The organism is Candidatus Cardinium sp. TP (genome assembly GCF_025215055.1).
Taxonomy (GTDB): Bacteria; Bacteroidota; Bacteroidia; order Cytophagales; family Amoebophilaceae; genus Cardinium.
Genome location: NZ_JANAVR010000011.1, coordinates 1 through 25,995 on the forward strand (window position 1 = coordinate 1; position 25,995 = coordinate 25,995).

Sequence of the window (25,995 nt, forward strand, 5' to 3'; positions counted from 1 at the left end):
AATTAGTCTTTGAAAAAAATAATCAAATCGCTTATCTTAACAACCTAACTGACACATTTAACTTAACGGACAACTTTAATACTTAAATTTTTACTGCCTGTCAGATTAAATCTTGACTACTACATTTGATCAACAAACAACTAAAAAATATAAGAAAAGACAAAGATGGTCAAATAGGACAAAAAATACACAACTTCATAGGCCAAATAGATACAATACTGAATAAAAAAAAATAAGAAAGAAAGAGCATAACCCATACCACTCACATGCGTACCATTAGATTTATATCAAGCATATATTTTTACTTTGCTATTTTAATAGCATCTAAATGCGAAAAAAAGAATACCAAGCTACCCATACCACCTCCAACGAGTCAGACAGAACCTAGCGATGCACCTATAGAAATTTTATCAACTGACTCCTATGCAGCGGTATGCATTGGATCAAACAATACAATAGATATAGGTACAAAAGATCGAGCAATCCAGGCCGAAAAAAGCACAAAGGATGTAGTAAATAGCAGCATGACAAGCCACCAAAACAACCTATCCTTTGACGGAAGACCTATAACCATCAAAACAACACACCCTAAGGGAATCGTATCGATTGGATCTGGTAATAGCATCCATATATCTATGCCTACCGAACAACCAAATCAAAATTCAACAGAACCAGTACCTACAAAACAAAATGAGGAGGAGGATAATGAGGAGGAGGATGAAGAGCCAGGTGAAGCCAGCGAGCATCCGTAAAATAGTAGCCATACCGTAACAACAACCAGAAAATGAAAATCACTAAAGTAATCAATACAATATAAGTCATGCGTCTCAGCCACACCCTCACAGCCAAACGTAAACACTTAATCGTTATAGTGGGTCCAACGGCTATAGGCAAGACTGCATGCGCCATTCAACTAGCGGAAGCGCTTCAAACAGAGATTCTATCAACTGACTCCAGACAATTTTATCGTGACCTAGTAATTGGTACAGCACAACCTACGCCAGCAGAAATGAAGGGCATCCCCCACCATTTTTTAGCTTTCCTGCCCATTCAAGAAAATTATACAGCTGGTAGATTTGCTAAAGAAGCCTTAGAAAGGCTCCATACTCTTTTTGCCTATCAGGATGTAGTGATTGCAACCGGTGGCTCTGGACTTTACCTCAAAGCACTTTGTGAAGGGCTAGCGGAAATACCTCCCCTACCACCCAACCTACGTACTACGCTCAATGCTACTTTAATAGAAAAAGGCCTCCCCTACCTCACCCAACTGCTGGCAGAAAAAGACCCCATCTATTATGAGACCGTAGATCTTAACAATCCTAAAAGGGTCATCAGGGCATTAGAAGTCTGCCTGGGTACAGGCATCCCCTATTCCACCCTACGCAACCAACAAGCCCAAACAGCCAGGCCCTTTAATAAGATAACGATAGGCCTAACTCAGGACAAACCATTGCTGCACAAACGGATCAGCCTACGTGTGGATGCTATGATGGAACAAGGATTGCTCCAAGAAGTTGAAAAACTATATCCCTACAAAACAACCAATGCCCTGCAAACATTGGGCTATAAAGAATTATTCAACTATATGGAGGACCAGTGTAGCTTAACAGAAGCCATACACCATATCAAAACCAACACAAAGCAATATGCAAAAAAACAAATGACTTGGTTTAAAAAAGATAAAAATATAACCTGGTTTGCACCTGATGACCTACCTAACATACAAACCCATATTCGTTCTATTATAGGCACTACACAATAATTTGTTGCTTCCATGGTAACACCAAAACCGAAGGACAGAAATTGAGTAAAATATAAAATATACATTTGGTGAATACATTATTTTATACTACCTTTCAAAAAAATGCTTACTATAGGCGCCAAGATAAAATTTACCCTCCATTACTTTATGTTAGATAAAAAAGAATTTAAAAAATTTGCAGTTAAAAATGGTTATGCAACTGGCTTGCAGCTTCATGACTATGTATCAGATATTGAAAATATGACACGATCCGTCATTGAACAACGGCCCGCACATTTTAGAGAAGTGGACGTCTTTTCCAGGCTGATCATGGACAGAATCATTTTTTTAGGCACACAAGTAGATGATAACATTGCCAACATTATTATTGCGCAGCTGCTCTTTTTACAGTCTGTTGATGCCAAGAAAGATATTTTACTTTATATCAACAGTCCAGGAGGATCTGTATACCCAGGGTTAGGTATTTATGATACCATGCAATATATTTCGCCTGATGTCGCTACGATTTGCACAGGTCTTGCTGCGTCTATGGCTGCTGTACTATTGGCTGGAGGAGCGCACAACAAACGGTCTTCCCTGCCACACGCTAGAATTATGATTCACCAACCCTTAGGCGGTGCCAAAGGAACCGCTGCGGATATGGAAATTACTATACAGCAAATCATTGAAATTAAAAAGGATATTTATAATATTCTATCTAAACATACTGGTCAAGACTATGCTTCTGTAGAGCGCCATTCAGACAGGGACTATTGGATGCGTGCAAATGAGGCAAAAGAGTATGGAATTATTGATTTTGTGCTGGAAAAAGAGAAAAAAAAATAATCATACAATTATGAAAACCCATTGTTCTTTTTGTAAAAAAGCGAGTGAGATAGTCAGTATGATGGTAACTGGCCCAGAAGGACGTATTTGTGACCAATGTGTGACGCAAGCTGCACAGATTATTCAACTTCAAAAGGAAGATAACGTTATCAACGACATCAAACCGGTTAATCTACTGCGACCACAGGAAATTAAAGCCCATTTAGATGAATATGTAATTGGACAAGAAGAAGCTAAAAAAGCATTGTCTATTGCTGTTTACAACCATTATAAGCGTCTGGCCCACTCAGCAAGTATAGAAGATGATGTAGTCATTGAAAAGTCGAATATATTGTTGGTTGGAGAAACAGGTACAGGTAAGACCTATTTGGTCCGTACACTCGCACAAATGCTAGAGGTACCTTTTTGTATTATAGATGCAACGGTTTTAACAGAAGCAGGTTACGTTGGAGAGGATGTGGAGAGCATCATTAGTCGCTTGCTACATGCGGCTAACTATGAGGTTACGGCAGCTGAGCGGGGGATTGTGTATATAGATGAAATAGATAAAATTGCGCGCAAAGGGGACAACCCATCCATTACCCGTGATGTAAGTGGAGAAGGGGTCCAACAATCCTTGCTAAAATTATTAGAAGGCTCTATTGTGAATGCACCACCACATGGTGGCAGAAAGCACCCAGACCAGAAGCTCACGGCAGTCAATACAGAAAAGATCTTATTTATTTGTGGGGGTGCTTTTGATGGCATCTCTAGAACCATTAGCAATCGAATCAACTTTAATACGATAGGGTTTGAATTTTGCGCCAAACGTAACGCCAAAGTAGCGGATAAAGATATGCTAAAATATGTTTCTGCATCAGATATAAAAGGGTATGGGCTTATTCCCGAATTAGTAGGTCGGCTTCCGGTTATAAAAGGACTTGAACCACTTACAAAATCTGATTTGCGTCACATTCTTACAGAACCTAAAAATGCATTGATTAAACAATACATTAAGCTATTTTCCATAGATGGCATTGCGCTAACCTTTACAGAAGAAACCCTTGATTTGATTGCAGAACAGGCTATAGCACTCAAACTAGGGGCTAGGGGATTGCGTGCTATTTGTGAAAGCATTATGGGAGAAGTAATGTACACCGCTCCATCCTTAAAAGACCAACAAAAATTAGTTATCGATAAAAAGTATAGCCTAGAGCAGCTTAGTAGAACACGCTTAGAGCTACTCAGATCAGCAGATACAAACAGCCAAGATGGAGGATTAAAAAAAATGGCCTAATTGTTTACCAATGCCCATTAGTGTAGGAATATTTTTTGGTGGGCAATCTAGAGAGCGTGAAATTTCTTTTGCAGGTGGACGCACGGTTTATGACCACTTAGATCGCAAGTTATTTACCCCAGTGCCTATATTTGTAGATAGTCTGGGCAATTTTATCCTAATCGACGCACAATACCTCTACCAGGGTACGATTCGGGAATTTTATCCATCTGCTTCTGTAGCTAATTTTGAGGGAATCCCTTTATATATAGAATCATTGCCTGCTACTGAAAGTCATGCCCTATTTATAAAAAAGATAGGGAAAAAAATAGAGCCTGCTGATTTTTCTAAATACTTCGATGTCGCTTTTCTCTGCTTGCATGGGCCTTATGGAGAAGATGGAGCCCTTCAAGGGCTATTAGAGTGGTATCAAATGCCTTATACAGGGTCTGGTATATTACCAGCTGCACTAGGAATAGATAAAATATTTCAACAAAAGCTTTTACAGCAGGCAGGTTTTTTAGTACCACCTTCTATGCTTTTAAGGCAAAAAGAGTGGCGCAACAGAGAGGATACCAATAAGCTATTAGACCAAGTCATCGCTGCGGTTGGCCTCCCTTTCGTTGTGAAAAGCAGCAGACAAGGTTCCTCGATAGGCGTGACTATTGTGCACCAACATGACCCCCATGCCTTTACAACAGCTGTGCATAAAGCATTCTTTATGGAAACCATTAGCTATGATAGCTGGAAAAGCCATGCACCAGCAGACCAAAAAGCTTGGTTCAATAGGCTGATAGATCCACGCGAGGGGATCGGATTTCCTCTGCTGGTAGCAGACCAAATTTGCTATACCCCCCATGCATTACTAGACTACCTAACGCTTTATTTTCAAAAGCACCGGGAGCCAATTCTATTAATCAGCACACAAGCAGAAGCAGTCATTATTATAGAAGCTTTTATAGAAGGACGGGAATTTTCTTGTATTGTACTAGAAGCAGAACAAGACCACCCCATTGCACTCCCCCCAACCGAGATGCACAAAGGGAAGCTGCATTTTGACTACAGAGCAAAATATCTACCTGGTATTGTACGAAAACAAACCCCTATGGCGCTATCTTCCTCTCTACTGGATGCAATCCGTAAACAGGCTATTGCCCTCTTCCAACTACTGGATTGTCAGGTATATGCTCGTATAGATGGATTCATCACGCCTAAAAACGAAATCATATTAAATGACCCCAATACTACAGCCGGTATGCATCCTGCTTCTTTTTTATTCCACCAAGCAGCAGAAATTGGCCTCAACCCCACGCAACTGCTTACCTTTATTATTAAATGCTCCCTTGAGGTAAGAAGAGATAAAGGATATCTTATGGCTGGTTCCCTGCTCAAAAGGCTAGAAGCTAGCCTATGATTTCCCTCCCAAATTAATGCCTCTCGATAGACGGCTACCATAACCATTCATACCTACTTGCAAAGTAGGTATGAATGTCTTAGCTTAAGCGCAGATGCAAACTATTTTTACGTTCACAATCGATATATGGCAAGCGTTAATAAAGTGATTCTTTTGGGCAATCTGGGTAAAGATCCAGAAATACGCCACTTAGAAAATGGGCGCATGCGGGTACAACTTACCTTGGCTACCCATGACACCTATAAAACAAAAGAAGGAGAAAAAATCAACCATACCGATTGGCATGAAGTAATACTTTGGACACCCCATGCAGAAATTGCTGCGCAATATTTAAGCAAAGGCAAACAAGTATACATAGAAGGAAAATTAAACCATAGGTTCTATACGGACAAAGATGGACAACAAAAGCATGTTATACAAATTGTTGGCCAACATTTGGTATTATTGGGTGGCAGCAAAACGAAATATGATAGCGTACACGTAATCAACTATGCAGCTAAAAATAGGCCACACGAAAACGATGATATAAACGAGCTGCCCCTATAACACAACTTTATATAAAGTATAGTCTATGCAAGACTACTTCTTCAATAGAAAGGATTAATAAGAGGAATAGCCATTTTTAAGCTTTTAAGTGGCTATCTATTCTTTATTATTGTTTATCTTTAATCCTATCTTACTTATACCCAGCTCTGTTGCAGCACTTGGTAAAAAAGAAAAAGCTATTTACTTAAAATTTTAAACTGACTATTTATTATGCAGTATCCTGATTTTCAATTTCTGAGCAGCCAATTAGCACAAGTAGCACAAGGTTGTTATGCATTTGGTATCTTTGAGCAGAATGATACTACACCTGAGACTACGCATCTGGCTGGTCTGCCTTTTTACAACGATGTCGTGGTGCCTTTGATACAAGAGGCACAATTTACAGGCAAACAGGGAACAACTGCTACAGCCAATTGCTTGCCTACAAGAGGTAAAGTGATATTAGTGGGTCTAGGCAAACAAGAAGCCATTGATGAAGAAGCCATTCGACAAGCTGCAAGCACAGTTTATAGGACATGTGCCCAATTGCATAGTCCATCGGTAGCCATCCATTTTATGGCGCTATTAAATGATAAAACTTACTTAAAAGCTTTTGCCGAAGGCATCTTCTTATCTACTTATTTAGACGAACGTTTTAAGTCCAAAAAAGATACCAAAACCACTTACCTAAAAAAGATAGATCTACTCCATGTGGTAGAGGACCACCCTACCATTCAATTGGCACAAAAGATTACAACAGGTGCTAATCTTGCAAGAGATTTGGTCAATGCGCCAGCCAACCATGTAACCCCCTCTATGTTGGCCCAAACTGCCACTGAATTAGCCCAAAAGTATCACTTGGAATTAAATATTTTAGAAAAAGAGGATTGTGCACGCTTAGGGATGGGTGCCTATCTTTCCGTTACACAAGGTTCTAGCGAGCCACCCAAATTCATTCACCTCTGTTATAAACCAAAATCAATGGCTCAGCCATCCTCTAAGATTGCCCTCATAGGAAAAGGGGTCACCTTTGATTGTGGTGGACTGAACCTAAAAACAGGGAATGCACAGATTGAGTTAATGAAATTTGATATGGCTGGTGCAGCAGCAGTGCTTGGCACAGCAGAAGCGATTGGTGCAATTCAACCCAATAAAGAGGTGCATTTTATTATCGCTGCAACAGAAAACATGATTAATGGAAGTGCTACCAAACCTGGTGATGTAGTAACGGCTTCTAATGGTAAGACCATTGAGATAGACAATACAGATGCCGAAGGTAGACTAACCCTAGCGGACGCACTGGTCTATGCAGAAAAGCTCGGTGTAGATGCAATTGTGGATTTAGCTACCCTAACAGGTGCTATGGTCGTTGCACTCGGCACACGTATAGCTGGAATATTTGGCACCGATCCAAAGCTGATGAATAGCTTGATGGCTGCTTCTCCAAGAACGGGTGAAAAGATTTGGCAAATGCCATTAGAAGAATCTTACCTTAAAAGTATGGATTCGATTATTGCCGATATGCGCAACACAGGAAATAAAAAAGGCGGAGGATCGATTACTGCTGCTTTATTTTTAAAGCAATTTGTTGAAAAAACAGCTTGGGCACACTTAGATATCGCTGGTACCGTATGGAAAGAACAACCTTGCGCCTACCATAATGCCGGTGCCACAGGTTTCGGTGTGCGCTTGCTAGTGGACTGGCTCCTCAATAGTTGAGTTTTTATCCGTTAAGGCCCTACCTGTAGACCTTGCATGCACATGCATAGAGGTTGTCCCATCACACTGGATGGTGTTTGATTAAACGCCATCCAAAGTCAAATGGTATCGTAGCTCCAGCCCTGTTGTACGCTACAAAAGCTTTTGCAGCTTTAATAAATCTTATACAACATTATCTATCTTCAATTTATCTAGCCTAACATTTATGCTAAATACCATTATATGGGATGTATCTCCAGAGATATTCACCAAAGGTTTCTTAAACCTGCGCTGGTATAACTTGCTCTTTGCTACTGGTGTATTGGGAAGTTATTCCATTTGCTATTATATGTTTGCCAAAGCAGGTAAAGAACACAAAGCCATTGAGCAACTAAGAAACTATATTGTAATTAGCATAATGGTTGGCGCTCGTTTAGGACATGTTATTTTTTATGAATGGAATTATTACAAAGACCACCTCTTAGAAATATTTCTACCTGTTACCTTCTCCCCTACCTTTAAAATAACGGGCTTCAGCGGTTTAGCCAGTCATGGGGCTGCGGTTGGAATGGTGCTTGCTGTATTTCTATATGTAAAACGGATTAAGTTTTCTATTTCCCCTCTCCGCATCTATTTTGAAAACCGTCGCTCCCCTGGGGAATTTTTATGGATCTGGGATCGTCTGGCTATGCTCGTTGCTTTAGGTGGTGCATTTATTCGCATAGGTAACTTCATGAATTCTGAAATCATTGGCAAACCAACTGGCTCTAACTATGGCGTAGTATTCGCTAGGGAATTGCACGAGCACCTATGTAAACAGCATGCTTCAACCATTCAAAGTCTAACCATACGTAAAGCATCTATGTCGCACATCCCAGCGATAAAAGCCCCTTATCAGCCCATTGAATTGTCTATTGCTTTTAAAGAGACTATGACAGATGAAAAGATGGTTAAAAGATTCATAGAGCAATCTTTAAAAGATCATTTAATACAAGAATCCTATTTTAACACATCACCTAAAATCTATGAAACGTATGGTACCCCTCTATCCTATACCCTTCAAAAAGAAAATGGAGGCTATAAAGCCAGTGTCTATACTTGGGGCATTCCAAGACATCCCGCACAATTGTATGAGTCCTTCTCTTGTATTTTAATTTTTATCATACTGTTTGTATGGCTGCGCCAACAAGGCCAAAGGTTAGCTCCCGGTCGCATCTTTGGCAGCCTTATGGTAACAGTTGGCTGCCTCCGTTTTTTTTATGAGTTCTATAAAGAAAATCAAGTAGCATTTGAAGATGACATGTGGTTGAACATGGGGCAGTGGCTTAGCGTGCCTTGGATTATAGTAGGCCTATTTTTAGTACTCCGATCAGCCACTAAAATAGCGTCAAAAGATCATCTAAAATAAATAGTCCATAAAGGCCTGCTAGGTTTTTGCTTGGATGGATTGAAAATTTATTTACATATTTGTATATTAAGCTTCTAGCCAGCAGCATACTGGTTAAGTTGATGCCTATAGCAGACCATAATCAATATTTGGCCATTTGAAAAACATAATAAAAGAAACCCATAATGTAAACAAGCGTATCACTGCATCGGAGGTCCGTTTGGTTGGTGATAATGTCGTTTCCGGTGTGTACACCATTCGTGAAGCCTTGGCCATTGCCGCAACGCAAGAACTGGACTTAGTGGAAATTGCGCAAGGCGGTGATTTCCCTGTTTGTAAGGTAATGGATTATGCTAAATTCAAATACTTGCAAAAACGAAAACACAAGGAGATCAAAAGTAATGCCCAAAAAGTCGTCATAAAGGAAATCCGTTTTGGCCCAAATACAAGTGACCATGACTTTGATTTTAAGTTAAAACATGCCATTAACTTTTTACAAGGAGGCGCTAAAGTTAAGGTCTGTGTTAAATTTGTAGGTAGGGAGATTATGTTTAAAGAAAGAGGCGAACTCATTTTACTTAGATTTTCACAAGGATTAGAGGCCTATGGAAGGGTAGAGCAATTGCCCAAACTAGAAGGCAGAAAAATGAGCCTCACCATAGCGCCCTTAGTAGGTAAAAAATAGTATCTGTTCAGCGCAGTGGTTTTTATTAGGTATCTGTCCAAGTCACTGGTTTTTTGCGTTAAAAGAACAACGCCCCTGTAAAAAGTCGCCGTTTAGAAAGTGGCATTTTACAGATGATTAGGGAAAACAGTTTCCTTTGAAGCCCCCAAATGGGGCGCTTCCTGTTTTTCCATCTGTAAGATGGCACTTTCAGCGACTTTTTACCGAGGGCTTGATTTTTTGTACACTTTTTTATCAAGAAAAAAGTCGGATAAAATGCATTATTAACCAATAGCGCGAATAGATACTTTTATTTGAAAATCAACAAAAAAAAGATCCTTAAGTTGACGCCGTTGCGTGAACAGATACAAAAAATAGGGGTGTCTTTAAATGGCGATTGCTGTTATTTGAAGATTTTTTACTACATTTAAGTTTATTCTAGCATTATACTTGAACTAGCGCTACTTATGAAACATTTGCGTGCATTCAACCTTTAAACCCGTTATAACGTATGCCAAAAGTTAAAACACATTCTGGTTCAAAAAAAAGATTTCAGGTGACAGGTAGAGGCAAGATTAAGCGAAAGCATGCTTTTAAGAACCATTGCTTGGCAAAGCACATTAAAAGCACAAAGCAAAAAAGATACCTTACACACAGTACATTGGTCCATACAACCAATGCACCCACTATTCGCAAATTGCTCGCCATTTAGCTCTATGTTTGTTGCGCCATGAAGTTCTTTGCACCATGCGCTTATGTGCGGAATTTGTAGGAGACAGGGCGCACAACATTCCAGCGTAACTATTGTATACCATCAACTTATAAATTTGAAGAAAACATGCCAAGGTCAGTTCATGCGGTCGCTTCAAAAGCACGTAAAAAGCGGGTATTAAAATTAGCAAAAGGTTACTGGGGCAAAAGAAAAAATGTTTGGACCGTAGCTAAAAATGCAGTTGAAAAAGGACTTTTATATGCTTATAGGGACCGAAAAACAAAAAAAAGAACCATAAGGTCATTGTGGATACAACGCATCAATGCAGCAGCTCGCCTCCATGGCATGGCTTACGCACAGTTTATGGGCAAACTTAAGCAAAGCAATATGGACATAGATAGAAAAGCACTAGCCGACCTGGCTATGAACCATCCAAGCGCATTTGAAGCTATTGTACAAAAAGTAGCGTAAAAGGAAGTTATTTGGTTAGCATTTCAGCAGCAACCTACTGTCCAGCATCCTTTTAGATTGGTATTGTATACCTTTTTAGATAATCGTGTCAGCTTCTTGTATACCACTTTTTGATTAATCAAAAAGTGGTATACAAGAAGCCTTGATAAAAAATTTGCTACAAGCATAGCTTACAACTGGAAAACCGGGGCCACCCTTTAGCCTTCACTGCAGCTGTTGTTCTTTTCATCGGTAAACTGTGCTTCCTAATCGCAACTTTTTTCAAGGGGCGTTTTTTCTTACCTTTAGGCAATATTACCAGAAGGCTAAATGTAAAACGACGGAAACAATATATGGACATACGGTTAAGCGGATAGATCAAAAACATATGATTGAAAAACTCAAGTCGATCAAAGAGCGGTTTCATGAGGTAGAAGCAGCCATCTATCAACCCGATGCCTTAAATGACATGAAGGCTTATGCGGCACTCAATAAGGAGTACAGAAAGCTATCCAAAATTGTCCATTTATACCAAGACTACGAACTGGTATTAGAAAATATAAAAGAAGCCAAAGAGGTATTGCATACGGAAAAAGAAGAAGCCTTCCGTGAGATTGCCAAACAAGAGTTATCCTCTGCTTTAGATAAAAAAACTCATCTAGAAACACAATTACGCGATGCACTCACCCCCAGTGACCCCAATGACAGCAGAAACATTGTGTTAGAGATTCGGGCTGGTACTGGCGGGGACGAAGCCGCCCTTTTTACTGGAGACCTTTTTCGCATGTACAAACGTTTTGCAGAAAAAATGAAATGGGATTTTTCCATTGTATATACCATAGAAGGTACGGCTGGTGGATGGAAAGAAATGGTCTGCACCATAGCTGGTGAAGATGTATATGGCCTTATGAAATATGAGTCTGGTGTACATCGTGTACAACGGGTCCCTACTACGGAAACACAAGGCCGTATACATACCTCCGCAGCCAGTGTAGTGGTATTACCAGAAGCAGGGGAAGTAGAAATCAACTTGGATTTAAATGATATCCGCAAGGATACTTTTTGCTCTTCTGGTCCAGGTGGCCAGTCGGTCAACACGACCTATTCAGCTGTACGGCTGACCCATATCCCCACTGGACTAGTCGTATCCTGCCAGGATGGCAAATCGCAAATTAAAAATTATGAAAAAGCCTTAAAAGTATTGCGCTCCCGCCTCTATGATATGGAAGTAAAAAAACAGCAAGAAGCAATTGGTATAGAACGCAGGTCTATGGTCAAACGAGGCGACAGAGGAGATAAAATCAGAACCTATAACTTTCCCCAGGCCCGTGCAACCGATCATCGCATTGGCTATACTGAACATAATTTAGCAGCTATATTAGATGGGGCTATATTGGATATGATCAAAGCACTACGTATAGCAGATAATGCAGAAAAGTTACAAGCAGGGATAGAGGGCAACCTGTAGCATTAGTCAGTAATAATTTTTATTTTCACTAAAAATTGAATAAATTTACAATTATCCAATTCATGTTGATCTCGTAGCTCAGCTGGTAGAGCATCTCCCTTTTAAGGAGAGGGTCCTGGGTTCGAGTCCCAGCGGGATCACATTGCTAATAGGGTTGCCAACTTTCGTGGGCTGGTAGCTATTTTGCCTTGTGCTTCCCTCTATTGTATCTATTTTCGTATCTGTTCAAGTTACTCGTTTTTTACTCACTTTCTTATCAAGAAAAAATTGGGATAAAATCGATTATTAACCAATGGCAAGAATAGATGCATAGATACTTTTATCTGACAATCAATACAAATATTCCTTAAGTTGACGCCATTGCCTGAACACATACGATACTGGTTTAAAATAGGCCTGATTTTATTGATCTAATAACCAATCAAACTCAGTTAGTCATGCACCGCCATCACCACACACTTGCCTACTTTAATGACTTAGTAAGGGTTACAGCTGGCCGAGTGGCTGGTGAAACCACTAATCTGCCTATAACAGCATTAAGCATAGACAGCAGAAGCAAACCCCTGACCCCCTTTCCGATTTTTTTTGCCATTGCAGGTATTAACCACAACGGTCATGATTATATACCAGAAGCCTATCAGAAAGGCATACGCCAGTTTGTAGTCAACCAGACTTATAACTGCTCACTGATCGAAAAATACAACGATGTAAATGTGCTAGCCGTACCCCATACATTAGCGGCATTACACCAATTTATTACTTTTTATCGATCAAAATATCGCTTGCCGCTATTGGGTATTACAGGCAGTAATGGAAAAACAATTGTCAAGGAGTGGATGCATGAATTGTTGTCTAGAAAATACAAAACCATTAGTAGCCCCCATAGTTATAATTCTCAAGTGGGGGTACCCCTAGCCATCAGCTTATTAACACCCAATCATGAATATGGTGTTTTTGAAGCAGGTATTTCACAAACCGGTGAAATGGAAAAATTAGCACCACTGATCCAACCCACGCATGGACTACTGACCAATATCGGCCCCGCACACAGCCAAGGTTTTCAAAACATCACGCAAAAGCTGGAAGAAAAACTCAAATTGTTTGCGGGGTGCAGCACCATTTACTACTGCCAAGACCATCCACTGGTCCACCAGACCCTTATGCAGGAATATGGGGGAATAGGGGTTAACTGGTCTTTCCATAACCCAAAAGCAAATTACCTAGTCACGTCTAACCAGCTAGCTAACCAAACCAGATTAGACATTGCTACAGCCTCACAAAGCCATACCTTTGTCATCCCCTTTCGAGACCATGCTTCGATAGAGAATATCACCCATTGCCTGGTTTACCTGCTAGACAATGGCTTTCCCCCCCTACAACTGCAGCGTTCACTGCTGCAACTGAAAGCTATACCGATGCGTATGACCCTCAAAGCAGGTATCAATCGATGCCAACTTATAGATGACACCTACACCAACGATATCGTCAGCCTAAGGCTTGCCTTAGACTTTATGCAACAACACCCTGCCAAACGAACAGTTATTCTATCGGACATGCTCCAATCTGCTACACCAGATCACCAACTCTATGAGGAACTAGCTACCTTATTAACGCAACATAGAGTGCATCGATTGATAGGCATTGGACCTATGATAAGCCAATACAGCGCACTTTTTTCGATACCAGAAACGCTTTTTTTGCCTAGCGTAGCAGATTTTATAGCGCAAAAGCCATCCTTTAAAGATGAAACCATCTTAGTAAAGGGAGCACGTACCTTTCGGTTAGAACGGGTTGTCCAAGCCATAGAAAAAAATACCCATGGCACCATTTTAGAAATAGACATGCATGCGATTAGACATAATCTCTCCTATTTTAGGAGACAGTTACATGCAGCTACCAAAATTATGGCTATGGTCAAAGCTTCCACCTACGGTAGTGATAGCAACAGTTTTGAACTAGCTTCCCTACTACAGCGCCATGGGGTGGACTATCTCGGGGTGGCCTATATGGATGAAGGCATTTGTTTGCGCCAACAAGGCATCACCTTACCAATTATGGTAATGAACCCAACCAATGACCACTTTGATGCCCTCTTACACCACCATTTAGAACCAGAAATATACAGCTTAGCATTATTGGATGAATTAGCTTGCTTTATAGCAGAAAGATCGATCCAACACCTACCCATTCACCTGAAAGTAGAAACGGGCATGCACCGTTTGGGTATAGCAGAAACAGAGCTCGACCTACTCATAGCACAATGCAAACAAATCCCCGGTCTACATATCGTGAGTATTTTTAGCCATTTAGCTGCTGCACAAGCAGATGCGCACGATCCCTATACGCTTATACAAGTGGACCGGTTTATAAAGATGACGCAATATATAGAAAAACAGCTGGGTATAAAGCCTTTAAAACATATATTAAATACCAATGGCATCCTACGTTTTCGACAATTTCAATTTGATATGGTACGGCTAGGCATTGGGTTACATGGTGTAGGAGTTGACAAAACCATACAGAGCCATCTACTACCAGCTAGTACACTTAAAACCACCATCTCACAGGTCAAGGCTATTCAAAAAGGGGATAGCATCGGCTATGACCGCCAAGCGATAGCTACGCAAGACATGACCATTGCTACCATACCGATAGGCTATGCAGATGGTTTAAGTAGATCATTTGGCTGCGGAAAAGGTAGGGTCTTTATTCAAGGTTATACATGCCCTATTATAGGGAACGTATGCATGGATATGGCTATGGTGGATGCAACAGGTATAACAGTAACACGTGGGGATGAAGTGATTATTTTTAATGCCACACACTCCATAGATGCACTAGCAGAACGATTAGGTACTATTTCCTACGAATTACTCACCCAAATCAGTCAAAGGGTAAAACGTATTTATTATACTTAATTATATTTTTAACTGATAATCATCAAATTATAATTACCATAAATCTAAGATAGATAGCTTGTTATATTGAAAAATATATAGTATGGTTACAGTTGGGTTTTTTATGAGCAAATAGGGCAATGTACCCTATTGCATCAAGAGAAGTATCATGATGGATGTATAGCATTAGAACAGGATTATACAAACAAGTCTATGTTCCTTTTAAGTACATCTCTTTATGCATTGATCTACTTATTGCTGCATACATGCAGGAATAGCATGCCTATAAGTAGAGTGCAGCGCAGTGATAAAGCACATACCAACCAAAATAAGCAAGGTTGGCATGCTACTGAAAAAGTAGATCAAACGGCACGCTGTGCGAATCGTAATATTACAGGGATAGAAGCCCGTTTTCAATCAAAAACATATAAACTACCTTTTTATTACGATCAGTATACCTCTATTCAAAAAAAAAGAGAAAGACTCTATGTTCATCATCACCAGCCAACTGCTATTGGCAAGGTAGAAGTAGAAGGTATTATGCCTAAGCTAAAGGAACATGCTTATAAGCTATGTGAACATGCGCTTGTTATGAAGCTTGCTTTAGAGTATCCTCTGCTTGTCACTAAGGGCAATATTGTATATATTGCTCAATCTATTATCCACGATGCTACGGTTATACTTGATAGAGACGATCTGGTGCAGTATGTGCACACCAGATTACAGCAATCTATGCCTACTATAAGTAAAAATTATAGTAGGCATATTGCTAGCTTTGTGCTCAACCATGAGGATGCTACACCTGCCTATCAGATGCCTAGTGACCATATGATGGATACCCTGTAATCCATACTCATCTATGCGCATGCTACTATTGATGCCATCGATAGCCAATACCATGAGGTTAATGACGTGTTTTTTAATGCAGATCCGTTTGAACAGTTGCGTAATAACGCGTATGATACGTTTGATAAAGCGAATAGAATGAACCACAAGGTTCAACATGTATGGGCACCTATTCTTACAGATGGTTGTTCACTTCCAGAACTTCAACAGCCATTGGATTATACGATAGAGGCCAGAGAGGCTGCCAAAAACGCTAGCAAGGCTTATCGCCATTTTGCTAAATATTTTGACCAATTCACACCAGCCATTCAAACCATGCTGAATGGTTGTAATGCATTCCTGCATACAGCACAACGCACAGCAGGTAACCTACCATTTACCTAGTATCTGTTCACGATACTGGTTAATAATGCATTTTATCCCACTTTTTTCTTGATAAAAAAGTGGGATAAAATCAAGCCCTCGGTAAAAAGTCGCTGAAAGTGTCATCTTACAGATGGAAAAACAGGAAGCGCCCCCTTTGGGGGCTTTAAAGGAAACTGTTTTTCCTAATCATCTGTAAGATGACACTTTCTACACCGCTACTTTTTACAGGGGCGGTGTTCTTTTAACGCAAAAACCAGTGACTTGAACGAAAGATACCGATCATTTTAATGGGCGTTTGTTTCCATTGTGTCCATTTAAAGCGCTTTTGGCTGCCGATAAAAAAATTGGCGCTTCAGTAAACTTATAATCTTTAAACGAACAGTTGTGCAGCGGATTAGAAAAACAGTTCATTAAAAGCCCACGCAGTGGGCGGTTTCTATTTTTCTCGCTGGAAAGCAAATATTTGTATTAATTTTACTGCCGCTAAATTTTTTATCGGAAGCATTACCATACATAACGACAATAACAGTTATATCGTCTGGCTTACCTCCTTTAGGCTGAACACACGGGTCATCATCGACTGCTTTATCTCGATAAGGGATCTCTACATTCGGATCTTGGCTCAATTTTGAATACTGCTTCTACTAAATTGTTTGCGTTTTCTTCTGCAGAAAGATCCAAATTTATCTTTTCAATAATTTTTTCCGGATATAAATGATCCCATAGGGCATCTGTACCCATAACCACAACATCCCCTTCTTTAAAACAATTCCAATGAATCATTTAATGTATTGGCTTTACTCGAATGAATGACAAACTGCTCCGGTTGCACCGCAGCAGGAGGCATATCGACATCCATAAATTTCATATATCGGCCCATAAATTGCAAATGAACCTGATCTAATGCGCCATTCCGATGTTTGGCCACAATAACCTCTGCAAGCCCTTGTGTAGGGTTACCCGACTCATCCTCGGTTAAGCCATAATATTCTGGTCTATATAAGAATAAAACCAGGTCGGCATCCTGTTCAATAGAACCAGACTCACGTAAATCAGATAACTGGGGACGCTTACTCCCTCCACGTGTTTCTACCGCTCTGCTTAACTGTGAAAGGGCTACTACTGCAATATCCAACTCTTTAGCAATACTTTTAAGCGCACGTGAAATTGAAGCAATCTCTTGTTCACGATTGCCGCCTCCTCTATTTTGATCACCTGACATCAGTTGTAAGTAGTCAATAACCACCAGTTGAATATCATGCTTGGCCTTGAGCCTTCTACACTTAGTGCGCAACTCAAAAACAGAGAGTGCAGGTGTATCATCTACATAAATCGGTGCATTGGAGAGTTCAGCTGTCTTATGCAGCAATTGTTCCCACTCATGGTCCATAAGCTTACCTTGCTTTATTTTCTCACCCGCTAACTCCGCTTCAGCTGATATCAATCGATTGACCAACTGCAATGCCCCCATCTCTAAGGAAAAAATAGCTACAGGGGTCTTATAATCTATCGCTGCATTGCGCAAAGCAGAGAGTACAAAAGCGGTTTTACCCATACCAGGTCTAGCGGCAATAATAATCAAATCAAATTTTTGCCAACCAGAGGTAATACGGTCTAAAGCAGTAAATCCACTGGGAATACCGGTGAGGCCATTGGTGCGGGTACGACGATTGGATAAATTATCAAAGGCTTCTACCAATAAAGAACGCATCTCTAAATAACGCTTGCGCACATTGCCATCAGAAACTTCAAATAGTGCTTGTTCGGTACGGTCTAACGTATTGAAAATATCCATGGTAGGATCATAAGCATGCTTCTGAACCATAGAGGAAATTTCTATTAACTTCCTGCGCATGGCATATTCTAAAATAGCCCTGGCATGAAATTCAATATTAGCCGAAGAGCTAATACGCGTCGTTAGATAGCTAACATAATAGCTTCCGCCTACCGTAGCCAATTTACCATCTTTACGCAACTGATTGACTACCGTAAGCATATCTATGGGCTCGGAATCATTAAACAGCCGCACAATGGCACGATAGATCTCCTGATGGGACTCTTTATAAAAGCTTTCAGGCCGTAAGAGGTCGATGACACTGACTAAGGCTTCTTTCTCTAACATCAATGCACCCAAAACACCCTCTTCTAGATCTAAGGCATGTGGGGGATACTTTGCATTTACTGCAAGCGTATCCGGGAGATGAGCTGGTTCCGAATTGTTCATATAGGTTTTCATACTACTTAAAATGGCCTAAGATCAGGCATGACAGATTAGACTTCTTTGGCAACAATACGGGTCATGGGCAGGGCCATACCATACGTTGCGCACGCCACTTCTTATATACTAAATTTAGATAAACTTCTTATTTTCAGGGTTTTAATCATATGTACCAAACCACTGGCACGCTGAAACCCGACCAACGAACGGATACCAATCGCTTCTATAAAGTAGAGCTCCGCTGCTACAATAGCCTGCACAGATTGGCCAGAAAGTACCTTCAACAACAAACTAATCAGCCCTTTTGTAATAGCTGTATTGCTATCGGCTTGGAAAAACAGTTGGTCCCGTACCAATTGATCCACGACCCATACTTTAGAAAGGCAGCCTTGCACCAAGTAATCATCTGTCTTATATACAGGATCCATAGGGACTAAGGTATCGCCTAAATCAATAAGATAATCCAACATAGCGACTCTATCACCCATTAAGGTGGCAAAGGCATCTATGATTTCGTCTTGGTGTTGATCAACCGTTTTACATGCTATTTGTACCATATCAACGATTTCCTTTATGAATAATCTCTTGTAATGCCTCTAAAAATAGATCTATTTCTTCAATGGTATTGTAAACCGCAAAAGAAACACGCACCACACCTTCTATGCCCAGTCTATCCATAAGGGGCTGGGTGCAACAATGGCCTGTACGCACAGCAATGCCTTTTGCATCTAACCATAGACCTACATCTAAGTGGTGCATATTGGTAAGATTAAAAGCAATAATAGCTACTTTATGGGTAGCAGTACCCACCAACTGTACCTCGGGCATACGGGCCAAGCCAGCCAAGGCATAGGCCAACAAGCTTGTTTCATGAGAAGCTAGGCGGGCATAGCCCACCTTACCCATAAAATTGAGCGCTTCTGAAAAAGAGATAATGGCAGCCAATGGGGGGGTGCCTGCTTCAAATTTATAGGGCGGATCATGATAGATGGTATCGGTTAAAGTAACGTGCTTAACCATTCCCCCACCGGTTTGATAGGGCGGCATCGCTTCTAACCATTTTTTTTTACCATATAAAATACCCAACCCAGTAAGCCCATACATTTTATGGGCTGAAAAGACAAAAAAGTCACAATCTAAATCGGTGACGTTAATTGGCATATGGGCTACTGCTTGTGCCCCATCAATGACCACTATGGCACCCTTTTCATGGGCTTGGTCTATAATGGTTTGAATGGGATTAATGGTACCCAATGTATTAGAGACATAAGTTAAGGCAACGATCTTAGTCCGGTCTGTACAGGGAAAATGGGTCAATTGCCCTGTATCATCTATGGGTATCACCCTTAAAATGGCTTTGCGCTCCTTACAAAGCCGTTGCCAAGGAATAAGGTTGGCGTGATGCTCCATTGCAGAAATAACTACTTCATCCCCTTCCCCTATTACCATCGCTCCATATGTAGCCGCAATTAAGTTAATACTTGCTGTAGTACCTGAAGTAAAAACAATATTCTCTACCTCAGGGGCACCTATAAATTTCTGTACCGCCAAACGGGTCTGCTCCAAAGCGGTCGTAGAACGAGCCGATAAGGCATGTACCCCACGATGAATATTGGCATTATCCTGCTGGTAAAAATGGGTGGCACTATCTATAACGGCAAACGGCTTATGGACGGTAGCAGCATTGTCCAAATAGACCAAGGGTTTATTATAAACTTGTTGATTTAGAATAGGGAACAAAGCCCTAATCTGGCTTACATCTAAAGGACGCGTAGCAAACATCAGTAGCGATTGACTAGGTTAATAAGCCGAAGATACTACAATTTGACAAGCTTTGCTAAGAGCTGATCGTATAAATAGGCTTGTAGGGTGGCTGGCTCCACAGCGTCAATTATTTCGCTACCAAAAGCTTCTAATAACAATCTTTTGGCTAAAGGAGCAGCTATGCCACGTGTTTGTAAGTAGAACAGTTGTGCTTCATCCAACTGGCCCGTTGTTGCACCATGGGAACATTTAACATCATCTGCATAAATTTCCAGCTGTGGTTTGGCATAATGATGGGCCGCATCAGATAAAAGCAACGCATTATTGGTTTGATAGGCATTGGTTTGTTGTGCGGCAGGTGTGAGGTAAATTTTACCGCTAAAACGACCGGTTGACTGACCGCCTAAGATGGATTTGTAATGTTGTTTGCTGAGGCTATGGGGTGCACTATGGACCACTTGGATCTGCTGCGTTACTTGTTCTGTTGCAGCAAGGGTAGAGAGCCCATATAGACCAGCATGGGCGTGACTTCCATTGATTTGCGACCTAATATGCATGCGCAACATAGCTCCTCCAAAGGCAAAAGTATGGTGGGTAAAGGTACTATGGTCGATTTGGTTGCAATACAGGGTATTGACTTGGCTGCACGATGATGCATCCATATACAAGGTGTAGTAAGACAAATGCGCCGCTTCTCCTAGAAGAACATGGGTAAAATGGTTAACAAAAGGTTGCACTGGGCCACTATGCCACTGCTCTATTATGGTTACTTGGCTAGCCTTGCCTAGCTTAACCAGCAGCTGAGGAACGATATGGCTCCCAACATCAGTAAGCACATGTTGTAAGGCAATCACTTGGTGGCTGCCTTCTGCAACTTCCAGCAGATAGCTTTCTTGCGCCAATAACCTATTCAATAGCACAAAAAGATCATCGCTGGCTTCGGTATCAGCCATATAAGTGGCCAATACCTCTTTTTGTTCCAGCAGGGATAGATCTGCTACCTTACGCAACCGAATACCCTGATGGCCATTATCAGATGGCAACCATATGCCATTGATAAAAGTCAAGGTAATGGTAGTATATCCACCCATTTCTATCGGTAGCGTATGCTGCATGGGTTGTGTAGCATGGTAGGGTTGACGCGTCAATAAGGAAAGGAGGGCACGCAGGTTGCTATAGTCTTCTTTTTGGCCCGCTATAAAAGCAGGCTGGTTCAATTTATTAAATGCCCATAAGCGTTCTGTATAGAAAGAATCTGTAACAGAAAAGGTCTTAAAAGCCTCTGCCAACCAATTTGTAAATTCCATCATCAATGCAGTTGTGTAATCCACGCATACCCCTCTTTTTCCAACCGCTTAGCCAGTGTCGCATCGCCGGATTGTATAATTTTCCCATCATAGAGAATATGCACCACATCTGGCACCACATGATCCAATAGCCTTTGGTAATGGGTAATCAACACCATCGCATTGGTTGCCCGACGCAACTGATTGATGGCTTGTGATACAACTGTTAAGGCATCAATATCCAAACCAGAATCCGTCTCATCCAAAATGGCCAAAGAAGGATCTAAGAGCGCCATTTGCAACATTTCATTTCTTTTTTTTTCGCCGCCTGAAAAGCCTTCATTGAGTGAACGCTGTACCAAGGCATGATCCATGTGCAACAACTCGCGTTTTTCTTTTAGACGTTCCAAAAACGCAACGGCATCCAAAGGGGGCAAGTCCCTCTGTTTTCTGATCTGGTTGAGCGCTGTTTTCAAAAAATTAGTGGTCGATACGCCTGGGATTTCAACTGGATATTGAAAGGCTAAAAAAAGACCAAGTGCCGCTCTAGCCTCTGGCGCTAGCTGCAATAGATGCTGACCATGGAACAAGATACGCCCTTTGGTCACTTCATAGCCAGCTTTACCAGCTAAAACAGCTGCTAAGCTGCTTTTTCCTGCGCCATTGGGCCCCATAATGGCATGTACCTCACCTACGTTTACTTGAAGGTTAATGCCCTTCAGCACATTTTTATCACCTACGCTTACATGTAAATCAGCTATCGTGAGCATTATCTATTGTCTGGTTAGTGTAAAATAAATCGGATGGTGGTTGCATTGGGTTACTTGCAAGCTACCACGTAGCAAACGGACTATACAGCCATCACATCTGCCTCCTTTAAGTTTAAAAGATGGTTGATTTTATCAATATAGCCATCTGTCAGCTCTTGTAATTTCTTTTCTGCCCGCTTGATGGCCTCTTCTGGTATACCCTCTTTTTGCGTTGCCTTGACCATTTCTTTATAGTCGCGACGAATATTTCGAATCACCACTCTAGCTTTTTCTGCTTCATTTTTAATAAGTTTTACCAAATTCTTGCGTCTTTCTTCAGAGGGAGGCGGCAGGGTAACCACAACCGTACGCCCATCATTTCTAGTTGAAAACCCCAACTGACTTTCCGCAATCGCTTTTTCGATATGGGGAATGGTATTTTGTTCCCATGGTTGCACGGCCAAAGTACGTGCATCAGCAGTAGTAATAGCAGCTACTTGATGGAGTGGCGTAGGATTCCCATAATAGACCACCATCAAATGGTGCAACATGGTAGGGAGTGCACGTCCCGCATTAACCTTTGCAAAAGCTTCTTGTGCATGGCTATACGCCTTATCCATACTATGCTCAGCTTCATTTAAATGTTGTTGAATGACTTCCATAAATGGTAAATTATTTCGAAAGAAGGCTAGTGTTTAATCCCATCAACCTGCCACGAGCCCTTAACTTGAATAGGCGCAACAAACGGATCATCTACCCTTCATCTACATCCATCTCTTCTTCACTTTCCCGTAGATCTATAACCTCTAAGTCGCCATGCGCCTCTACATCAAATGTAAAATAGGTATCCGACAGGGGAATATTGACAGCAAATTTACAAACTGTACAAATATACCTTGTTTCTTCGTTTTGTACTACTTCCCAGCTATGAATTTGTGCGGTAGCACGGTCCACCTCCAGGGTAATGCTTTTAAAACTGCTATCCTCATGATCAGGCGTTAACTGAACAACATCGCGTATTATATTTTTGGTTTTGTGCACTATACGTTCCCCTATATAAACCGATCGATACCCTTGTTGATAGAGATTATATAGCTCAGCAAAATTCAAATCGGAACCTGTTTTGTCATATTCGCTAATGGTCACTTCTTTGAGCGCTTTATCATATACCCAAACGGTTTCCCCATCGGTTATTGTCTCTTTTTGGTCATAGGATAGCCTATATTGTTGTCCTCGAGCAGTGATATGCATTTTATCATACCGCACCATATCCTCTTCTGGATATTTAATTGTTACACGATAAGTCGCACTAAAGTTCTCTAGTTCTTGGTAATAGGCGGAGGTTCGCTCTAGAATTTCAAGTGCCTTTTCTACTTTTTCTTCTTTTGCTGCTTGTTTTACTTCGTCTATTTTTTGGTTTTTTTTTGTTTTTTCTACTTTTGTGGTTTTTTCTACTTTTTCTGCAAAGAGATGGGCAATGGGCACCACCAACCATACCAACGACCTAAACAATATCCCTAGCAAATGCGAGCACTTAGCAATTAGCATAACCATTCATACAACATATTTATTAGCAAGTATAAGCAAAAAGGAGGCATCTCAACCATGCCCATACCATTATACTATTTTTATACGATCCTGCGCGCTTTTTAGGAAGATGTACCATCAAGACACCATCTAAATAATAAAGATAGCGTATATACCAAAATAATGTCTATAAAGTTAATTGGAAACCTTAAGTTATTGAAATTTTTTAAGAGCCTTAAAGGCGAGTAGATAGACCATCCAGTGCAAGGCATTTTTACTCTTACTTTTTTCTTAATCAAGATTGATCATATAAGTTTAATTATAGATCTTTTAGAAAAAGACTATACTAGCTATGCTAATGAAGCTTTTTTGTATATGCTTAAGGTAGATGATCATCTAAATTTACTTGAAACTATAAAAAAATCTAACCCTAGATTAAACCAAATTGCTATGTCAGTAGCAGAAAAATTAGAAAAAAAAGGATCCAGTTAGGGGAACAAAAGGGGAAAGAAGAAAAAAATCTGGAAATCGCTAAATCTATGGAAGTGTTCTATAAACTGTTTCAAGGCGATAAAAGTTATAAATTAACTAGTTAACCCTTAAATGTTTATAGAGATGGACAACACTACGAACAATGACTACACTGGTTTAGTTGTGAATTTTCAACAGAAACGCTACAAAAAACACTTTATAAAAATATAAAATTATAGTAGCTTATGTGGGATTGTGGTTAAGTTGTTAAACTTATCCATAACCCCACATAATAGCGTAATGCACAATAAAACTCGTAAGGTTAATGCACGTAAGACTTGGATACAAGCTTATGAAAGGTTTGGCTCTATAAGCAAGGCAGCTAGGCGTTGTAGTATTCCTAGATCAACTCTTTATCGTTGGTTAAAAAGGTATACACTAGGCGGTCTAGCAGGGCTACAGGATAAAACGCAAAAACCTAATAAGCTTAGTAAGCTAAAGGTAACTCCTGATATTGAAAAACTTATTATTGACCTACGTAAAAACTATAAGTTTGGTCCTAAACGCATAAGCATTCAGCTTTTACGCAATAATAATATTAAACTGTCGGAATCAACAATGTAGAGTTTTATCATTTGCTAAATCTTAAAGATGCTTCTAGTAACTTACCAAAACTTCTTTCAGAATGGGAATATTTTTACAATCATAAACCGCCGCATTCCGCATTAGGAGGCAAAACTCCTTGGGAAAAATTTAAAGAACTAGAACCACAAACAGCTATTCAACCAGATGTTACTCAAATGTACTGGGATAGCAACGAGCATATTTTACCACGGGCGAGAAAATACCTAAAATGGAAAAGAAAAATGTCGCACTTCTGTTGAAGTATCACACATGCATTTCTAAAACATCAATGATACCTTCCTTATCTAATTAGTTTATTATTTAATGCTTAAACGGAAAGGTAAAAAAATGTAAAAACTGTGCCTAATCTTTTTTCTTCCCATCTGATTAATGTATTTTACGACTTTAAAATAAGCCATACGGAAAATAAAATATTTGATATAAAGCTATTGAACAAATGAAGAAACAATTAAATTTTATTTACCGCATTAAGTTAACATTGGTGCTCCTAAATTGCGTTTCTAGTTCCTGCGGATTCGAGGAAACGAAAGTTTGTAAAAAAGCAAAAGCTATAATAGCTGACATCGATCAGATCTGCTCTAACAGATCTACAACTTCCCAGCCGGCTAATGGAGCGGATTTAAGTGATAAAAAACCAGGGGGTACTATGGGCTCTAAGAATAATTCTAGTAATGGTCCTGAGTTGATAGATTCCAAGCAGCAAGAGAAAGAAGTAAGTAGCGTACTAAAACTGATCGTAGACATGATCTATGGAATACGGCCCATGCTAAAAATCTTTACTTCCCCCCCCATATACATATAAATACTCAGAAGTGCCATCCTCAGAAAAGCTATGCCAATACTTGGATATATATCACGAATCTGTTCGGCTGCTATCTGGCTTCAAAAAGAAGTTAGAATCGGTAATCCAGGATGGACATGGGCAAATGTCTGAAGAAGTAAAATGTAGTAGTTAGGATTTAATCTGACAATTGTTAAATTATGATGATATAAATCTTAACTACTATGAACTTACATCAAAAAATTATCAAGCCTAAATTAGGGTTATTGGAACTAGCTAAAACAT

Annotated in this window: 27 protein-coding genes and 1 tRNA gene; 18 read left to right on the forward strand and 10 right to left on the reverse strand. The window is 40.3% G+C overall.

Features of this window, described 5'->3' with window-relative positions:
- The first annotated feature begins 266 nt into the window (after positions 1–266).
- The 16 genes from NLX65_RS02370 to NLX65_RS02445 all read left to right on the forward strand — a co-directional run bounded on the left by NLX65_RS02370 (position 267) and on the right by NLX65_RS02445 (position 16,287).
- Positions 267–752 (forward strand): hypothetical protein, encoded by a 486-nt coding sequence (locus tag NLX65_RS02370; RefSeq protein ID WP_260536799.1) that lies wholly within the window; start codon positions 267–269, stop codon positions 750–752.
- Positions 753–820: 68 nt separating this feature from the next.
- Positions 821–1,762, forward strand: a complete 942-nt coding sequence (gene miaA / locus NLX65_RS02375) for a tRNA (adenosine(37)-N6)-dimethylallyltransferase MiaA (protein ID WP_260536802.1) — start codon at positions 821–823, stop codon at positions 1,760–1,762.
- 147 nt (positions 1,763–1,909) lie between these two features.
- Positions 1,910–2,587, forward strand: coding sequence for a ClpP family protease (locus tag NLX65_RS02380; protein ID WP_260536859.1), 678 nt, complete (start codon positions 1,910–1,912; stop codon positions 2,585–2,587).
- A gap of 10 nt (positions 2,588–2,597) precedes the next feature.
- The gene (clpX, locus tag NLX65_RS02385) at positions 2,598–3,863 is read left to right on the forward strand and encodes an ATP-dependent Clp protease ATP-binding subunit ClpX (protein ID WP_260536804.1); all 1,266 of its coding nucleotides are present in this window, start codon (positions 2,598–2,600) and stop codon (positions 3,861–3,863) included.
- Between the two features lie 10 nt (positions 3,864–3,873).
- Positions 3,874–5,256 carry a D-alanine--D-alanine ligase family protein gene (locus tag NLX65_RS02390; protein ID WP_260536806.1) on the forward strand — a complete coding sequence of 461 codons (1,383 nt, stop codon included), beginning with the start codon at positions 3,874–3,876 and terminating at the stop codon, positions 5,254–5,256.
- Positions 5,257–5,382: 126 nt separating this feature from the next.
- Positions 5,383–5,802 (forward strand): single-stranded DNA-binding protein, encoded by a 420-nt coding sequence (locus NLX65_RS02395; RefSeq protein WP_260536809.1) that lies wholly within the window; start codon positions 5,383–5,385, stop codon positions 5,800–5,802.
- Between the two features lie 210 nt (positions 5,803–6,012).
- On the forward strand, positions 6,013–7,500 hold the full coding sequence (locus NLX65_RS02400; RefSeq protein ID WP_260536811.1) for a leucyl aminopeptidase: 1,488 nt from the start codon (positions 6,013–6,015) through the stop codon (positions 7,498–7,500).
- A 205-nt stretch (positions 7,501–7,705) separates the two neighbouring features.
- Entirely contained in the window at positions 7,706–8,887 is a 1,182-nt protein-coding gene (locus NLX65_RS02405) for a prolipoprotein diacylglyceryl transferase (RefSeq protein WP_260536814.1), read from the forward strand.
- 136 nt (positions 8,888–9,023) lie between these two features.
- On the forward strand, positions 9,024–9,551 hold the full coding sequence (gene infC / locus NLX65_RS02410) for a translation initiation factor IF-3 (RefSeq protein WP_260536817.1): 528 nt from the start codon (positions 9,024–9,026) through the stop codon (positions 9,549–9,551).
- A 490-nt stretch (positions 9,552–10,041) separates the two neighbouring features.
- The gene (gene rpmI, locus NLX65_RS02415) at positions 10,042–10,242 is read left to right on the forward strand and encodes a 50S ribosomal protein L35 (protein WP_260536820.1); all 201 of its coding nucleotides are present in this window, start codon (positions 10,042–10,044) and stop codon (positions 10,240–10,242) included.
- Between the two features lie 126 nt (positions 10,243–10,368).
- Positions 10,369–10,713: a 50S ribosomal protein L20 gene (gene rplT / locus NLX65_RS02420; RefSeq protein ID WP_260536823.1), complete on the forward strand. Its 345-nt coding sequence runs from the start codon at positions 10,369–10,371 to the stop codon at positions 10,711–10,713.
- A 367-nt stretch (positions 10,714–11,080) separates the two neighbouring features.
- Positions 11,081–12,160 (forward strand): peptide chain release factor 1, encoded by a 1,080-nt coding sequence (gene prfA / locus NLX65_RS02425; RefSeq protein ID WP_260536862.1) that lies wholly within the window; start codon positions 11,081–11,083, stop codon positions 12,158–12,160.
- Between the two features lie 67 nt (positions 12,161–12,227).
- Positions 12,228–12,300 (forward strand) — tRNA-Lys (locus NLX65_RS02430).
- Between the two features lie 297 nt (positions 12,301–12,597).
- Positions 12,598–15,078, forward strand: a complete 2,481-nt coding sequence (locus NLX65_RS02435; protein WP_260536826.1) for a bifunctional UDP-N-acetylmuramoyl-tripeptide:D-alanyl-D-alanine ligase/alanine racemase — start codon at positions 12,598–12,600, stop codon at positions 15,076–15,078.
- A gap of 258 nt (positions 15,079–15,336) precedes the next feature.
- The gene (locus NLX65_RS02440; protein ID WP_260536829.1) at positions 15,337–15,903 is read left to right on the forward strand and encodes a hypothetical protein; all 567 of its coding nucleotides are present in this window, start codon (positions 15,337–15,339) and stop codon (positions 15,901–15,903) included.
- A gap of 66 nt (positions 15,904–15,969) precedes the next feature.
- A complete protein-coding gene (locus NLX65_RS02445) occupies positions 15,970–16,287 on the forward strand; it encodes a hypothetical protein (RefSeq protein ID WP_260536831.1) in 318 nt (105 codons plus the stop codon).
- Positions 16,288–16,679: 392 nt separating this feature from the next.
- Here NLX65_RS02445 and NLX65_RS02450 read toward each other — a convergent pair whose 3' ends face one another.
- The 9 genes from NLX65_RS02450 to NLX65_RS02490 form a co-directional block, all read right to left on the reverse strand.
- A complete protein-coding gene (locus NLX65_RS02450; RefSeq protein ID WP_260536834.1) occupies positions 16,680–16,895 on the reverse strand; it encodes a hypothetical protein in 216 nt (71 codons plus the stop codon).
- Positions 16,855–17,052, reverse strand: a complete 198-nt coding sequence (locus NLX65_RS02455; RefSeq protein ID WP_260536836.1) for a hypothetical protein — start codon at positions 17,050–17,052, stop codon at positions 16,855–16,857. Before NLX65_RS02455 ends, NLX65_RS02450 begins: the two co-directional genes overlap by 41 nt.
- Positions 17,030–18,493 carry a replicative DNA helicase gene (dnaB, locus tag NLX65_RS02460; RefSeq protein ID WP_260536838.1) on the reverse strand — a complete coding sequence of 488 codons (1,464 nt, stop codon included), beginning with the start codon at positions 18,491–18,493 and terminating at the stop codon, positions 17,030–17,032. The genes NLX65_RS02455 and dnaB overlap by 23 nt, the downstream gene beginning before the upstream one ends.
- A 113-nt stretch (positions 18,494–18,606) precedes the next feature.
- Positions 18,607–19,044: a SufE family protein gene (locus NLX65_RS02465; protein ID WP_260536839.1), complete on the reverse strand. Its 438-nt coding sequence runs from the start codon at positions 19,042–19,044 to the stop codon at positions 18,607–18,609.
- A gap of 1 nt (position 19,045) precedes the next feature.
- Positions 19,046–20,269, reverse strand: coding sequence for an aminotransferase class V-fold PLP-dependent enzyme (locus tag NLX65_RS02470; protein WP_260536842.1), 1,224 nt, complete (start codon positions 20,267–20,269; stop codon positions 19,046–19,048).
- Positions 20,270–20,304: 35 nt separating this feature from the next.
- Positions 20,305–21,558, reverse strand: coding sequence for a SufB/SufD family protein (locus NLX65_RS02475; RefSeq protein WP_260536845.1), 1,254 nt, complete (start codon positions 21,556–21,558; stop codon positions 20,305–20,307).
- 2 nt (positions 21,559–21,560) lie between these two features.
- Complete coding sequence (gene sufC / locus NLX65_RS02480; protein ID WP_260536847.1) at positions 21,561–22,307, reverse strand: Fe-S cluster assembly ATPase SufC; 747 nt, start codon at positions 22,305–22,307, stop codon at positions 21,561–21,563.
- An 80-nt stretch (positions 22,308–22,387) separates the two neighbouring features.
- Positions 22,388–22,948: a ribosome recycling factor gene (frr, locus tag NLX65_RS02485; RefSeq protein WP_260536848.1), complete on the reverse strand. Its 561-nt coding sequence runs from the start codon at positions 22,946–22,948 to the stop codon at positions 22,388–22,390.
- Between the two features lie 91 nt (positions 22,949–23,039).
- A complete protein-coding gene (locus tag NLX65_RS02490; protein WP_260536850.1) occupies positions 23,040–23,840 on the reverse strand; it encodes a LolA family protein in 801 nt (266 codons plus the stop codon).
- Positions 23,841–24,074: 234 nt separating this feature from the next.
- On the opposite strand from NLX65_RS02490, the gene NLX65_RS02495 reads away from it, so the two are divergent.
- A complete protein-coding gene (locus tag NLX65_RS02495) occupies positions 24,075–24,305 on the forward strand; it encodes a hypothetical protein (protein WP_260536851.1) in 231 nt (76 codons plus the stop codon).
- 279 nt (positions 24,306–24,584) lie between these two features.
- On the forward strand, positions 24,585–24,908 hold the full coding sequence (locus NLX65_RS02500) for a helix-turn-helix domain-containing protein (protein ID WP_260536853.1): 324 nt from the start codon (positions 24,585–24,587) through the stop codon (positions 24,906–24,908).
- A gap of 588 nt (positions 24,909–25,496) precedes the next feature.
- On the opposite strand, the gene NLX65_RS02505 is transcribed toward NLX65_RS02500, so the two are convergent.
- Positions 25,497–25,673: a hypothetical protein gene (locus tag NLX65_RS02505; protein WP_260536856.1), complete on the reverse strand. Its 177-nt coding sequence runs from the start codon at positions 25,671–25,673 to the stop codon at positions 25,497–25,499.
- Positions 25,674–25,995 lie beyond the last annotated feature (322 nt).

Bases quoted from the DNA above. Each gene is read 5' to 3' on its own strand.
- NLX65_RS02370 (WP_260536799.1), top strand. From the start codon at position 267: ATGCGTACCATTAGATTTATATCAAGCATATATTTTTACTTTGCTATT.
- miaA (WP_260536802.1), top strand. From the start codon at position 821: ATGCGTCTCAGCCACACCCTCACAGCCAAACGTAAACACTTAATCGTT.
- NLX65_RS02380 (WP_260536859.1), top strand. From the start codon at position 1,910: ATGTTAGATAAAAAAGAATTTAAAAAATTTGCAGTTAAAAATGGTTAT.
- clpX (WP_260536804.1), top strand. From the start codon at position 2,598: ATGAAAACCCATTGTTCTTTTTGTAAAAAAGCGAGTGAGATAGTCAGT.
- NLX65_RS02390 (WP_260536806.1), top strand. From the start codon at position 3,874: ATGCCCATTAGTGTAGGAATATTTTTTGGTGGGCAATCTAGAGAGCGT.
- NLX65_RS02395 (WP_260536809.1), top strand. From the start codon at position 5,383: ATGGCAAGCGTTAATAAAGTGATTCTTTTGGGCAATCTGGGTAAAGAT.
- NLX65_RS02400 (WP_260536811.1), top strand. From the start codon at position 6,013: ATGCAGTATCCTGATTTTCAATTTCTGAGCAGCCAATTAGCACAAGTA.
- NLX65_RS02405 (WP_260536814.1), top strand. From the start codon at position 7,706: ATGCTAAATACCATTATATGGGATGTATCTCCAGAGATATTCACCAAA.
- rpmI (WP_260536820.1), top strand. From the start codon at position 10,042: ATGCCAAAAGTTAAAACACATTCTGGTTCAAAAAAAAGATTTCAGGTG.
- rplT (WP_260536823.1), top strand. From the start codon at position 10,369: ATGCCAAGGTCAGTTCATGCGGTCGCTTCAAAAGCACGTAAAAAGCGG.
- prfA (WP_260536862.1), top strand. From the start codon at position 11,081: ATGATTGAAAAACTCAAGTCGATCAAAGAGCGGTTTCATGAGGTAGAA.
- NLX65_RS02435 (WP_260536826.1), top strand. From the start codon at position 12,598: ATGCACCGCCATCACCACACACTTGCCTACTTTAATGACTTAGTAAGG.
- NLX65_RS02440 (WP_260536829.1), top strand. From the start codon at position 15,337: ATGCCTATAAGTAGAGTGCAGCGCAGTGATAAAGCACATACCAACCAA.
- NLX65_RS02455 (WP_260536836.1), bottom strand. From the start codon at position 17,052: ATGATTCATTGGAATTGTTTTAAAGAAGGGGATGTTGTGGTTATGGGT.
- dnaB (WP_260536838.1), bottom strand. From the start codon at position 18,493: ATGAACAATTCGGAACCAGCTCATCTCCCGGATACGCTTGCAGTAAAT.
- NLX65_RS02465 (WP_260536839.1), bottom strand. From the start codon at position 19,044: ATGGTACAAATAGCATGTAAAACGGTTGATCAACACCAAGACGAAATC.
- NLX65_RS02470 (WP_260536842.1), bottom strand. From the start codon at position 20,269: ATGTTTGCTACGCGTCCTTTAGATGTAAGCCAGATTAGGGCTTTGTTC.
- NLX65_RS02475 (WP_260536845.1), bottom strand. From the start codon at position 21,558: ATGGAATTTACAAATTGGTTGGCAGAGGCTTTTAAGACCTTTTCTGTT.
- sufC (WP_260536847.1), bottom strand. From the start codon at position 22,307: ATGCTCACGATAGCTGATTTACATGTAAGCGTAGGTGATAAAAATGTG.
- frr (WP_260536848.1), bottom strand. From the start codon at position 22,948: ATGGAAGTCATTCAACAACATTTAAATGAAGCTGAGCATAGTATGGAT.
- NLX65_RS02490 (WP_260536850.1), bottom strand. From the start codon at position 23,840: ATGGTTATGCTAATTGCTAAGTGCTCGCATTTGCTAGGGATATTGTTT.
- NLX65_RS02500 (WP_260536853.1), top strand. From the start codon at position 24,585: ATGCACAATAAAACTCGTAAGGTTAATGCACGTAAGACTTGGATACAA.
- NLX65_RS02505 (WP_260536856.1), bottom strand. From the start codon at position 25,673: ATGTCTACGATCAGTTTTAGTACGCTACTTACTTCTTTCTCTTGCTGC.